This is a genomic window from Peterkaempfera griseoplana, from assembly GCF_001418575.1.
GTDB classification, from domain to species: Bacteria; Actinomycetota; Actinomycetes; order Streptomycetales; family Streptomycetaceae; genus Peterkaempfera; species Peterkaempfera griseoplana.
The window spans coordinates 1-2,252 of the sequence record NZ_LIQR01000558.1 but is presented as its reverse complement, the minus strand read 5'-3'; the positions used below and the strand labels follow the sequence as shown (position 1 = coordinate 2,252).

Below are 2,252 nucleotides of genomic sequence, written 5' to 3'. Positions count from 1 at the left end.
CGCCGGATGCGCGGGCAGCAGCGCCGTCGTGCGCTCCGCGTTGGTGAGGTCGGTGTCCGGAAGGTGTGCCAGGTGTGTGGTGGTGTCGGGGGCGTTGAGCGCCACGGTGGGCTGATCGGTGCCGGGCACCGGGATGCCGTCGGAGGTGATCACCACGGCGGGCCGGGCGTCGTCCAGCATGTAGGCGATGCGGTCGGTGGGGTAGTCGGGGTCCAGCGGCACGTAGGCCGCACCGGACTTGAGCACCGCCAGCAAAGCCACCATCAGCTCCGCCGACCGCGGCAACGACACCGCGACCCGGCCCTCGGGTCCGGCGCCGTGCTGGACGAGGAGGCGGGCGAGACGGTTGGCGCGAGCGTTCAGCTCACGGTAGGTGACGGTGGTGCCGTCACCGTCGACGACAGCCACCGCATCCGGCGTCCGCGCGCACTGCTCCTCGAAACCGTCCACCAGCGTCGTCGAAGGAGCCGAAGGAACCAACAGCCCCTCCACACCACCGTCGTTCCACTCCACGAGCACCTGGTGGCGTTCGGTGGGCGTGAGGACGTCAATCCGGTTGACGCGGGCGTCCCAGGTGTTGCTCAGCGTGGTCACGACCCGGGTGAACCGCTCGGCGAGACTGTCCACCGTCGACGCTTCGAACAGGTCGCTCGCGCCGATCAACCGGCCGCGCACGCCCGACGGCGCACCGGTGCCGTCGAAGCTCTCCGTCAGTTCGACGGCGAGGTCGAACTTGGCCGGTTCCGCTCCCGTACGCAGGAGTTCGACATCGAGTCCGGGGAGGTCGAGAACGGCCTGCACGTTGTTCTGAAGAGTCAGCATGACCTGGAACAGCGGGTGGCGGGCCATCGAGCGGGTCGGCGCGAAGTCTTCCACCAGCCGCTCGAAGGGGATGTCCTGGTGCTCGTGGGCGTCCAGGGCAGCGTCCCGTATCCGGCCCAGCAGCTCGCCGAAGGTGGGGTCGCCGGTGAGGTCGGCGCGGTTGATCTGGGTGTTGACGAAGAAGCCGACCAGCCGGTCCAGGGCGTCGTCGGTGCGGCCGGCGACCGGGGAGCCGATCGCGATGTCGTCGCCGGCGCCGAGCCGGGACAGGAGAACCGCCAGCGCTGCCTGGAGCACCATGTGCAGGGTGGCGCCGTGGTGCCGGGCCAGCTCCGCCAGCCGCCGGTGGAGTTCCGCGTCCAGCTCGATCGGCGACACGACCCCCTCGTACGAGGCGACCGCCGGGCGGGGCCGGTCGGTGGGCAGCGCCAGTTCTTCGGGGAGACCGGTGAGGGCTTTGCGCCAGTAGGTGAGCTGCGCGTTGAGGAGGCTCCCGGGGTCGGTCTCGTCGCCGAGCAGATCCTGCTGCCACAGTGCGTAGTCCGCGTACTGGACCGGCAGTGGTTCCCACTCCGGGGCTCTGCCCGCCGTACGGGCCGCGTAGGCATGGGACACGTCGTCCGCGAGTGGGGCGAGTGACCAGCCGTCCGCCGCGATGTGGTGGAGGACGACGACGAGGACGTGGTCCTGCGGGCCCAGGGCCAGGAGGCCGGCGCGCAGGGGCAGGTCCGCCGCGAGGTCGAACGTGCTGCGGGCCAGGCGCGTCACGGTCGCGGCGAGGTCGTCCTCCGTGACCTCGTCGGTGCGCAGTTCGAAGGACAGCTGCGACGACGGAAGGATCCGCTGCTGCGGAACGCCGTCGACCGTCGCCACCACCGTGCGCAGTACCTCGTGCCTGTCGAGCACGTCGCGGAAGGCCTGCTCCAGTGCCGTCCGGTCGAGCTCGCCCCGCAGCCGCATGGCGAAAGGAATGTTGTAGGTCGCGTTGGGGCCTTCCAGTTCGCCGAGGAACCACAGGCGACGCTGGGCGAAGGACAGAGGAATCATGAGGCTACTCCACAGAATGGCTGATGGCGCTGAGAGGGAGGGTTCGTGCGAGGGGGATCCGCCGGTTTCCGCGCCGCGGGATTCCGCATTCCTTGAGGAAATCTCGCGGCGCGACCGGCGCCGGTTCCTTTTTCGGCGAGGACGCGGCTATGCGTCCTCATTCCGAGGAGCCCTCGGCCGAAGGGCCGGCCTCTCCCTCTTGCGCTGGCCCAGCACATTCGCAAGCTGAGCGGGAACTGGATTGTGGAACAGCATGCGAAGAGTGACTTCGACATTCATGGTGGTGCGGATGCGGTTGATGAGTCGGGTGGCGAGGAGGGAGTGGCCGCCGAGTTCGAAGAAGTTGTCGTCGGGGCCGACTGCGGGGAGGCCGAGTACCTCGG

General features: G+C 69.4%; 2 protein-coding genes. Both read right to left on the bottom strand.

All coding sequences use genetic code 11. From position 1 onward, the window contains the following. Nucleotides 1-1,869, bottom strand: a 1,869-nt coding sequence (locus tag AOK09_RS32525; RefSeq protein ID WP_157876124.1) for a condensation domain-containing protein, incomplete at its 3' end; no start/stop codon positions are given. Nucleotides 1,870-2,016: 147 nt separating this feature from the next. Beyond that, nucleotides 2,017-2,252, bottom strand: a 236-nt coding sequence (locus tag AOK09_RS43795) for a phosphopantetheine-binding protein (protein ID WP_157876123.1), incomplete at its 5' end; no start/stop codon positions are given.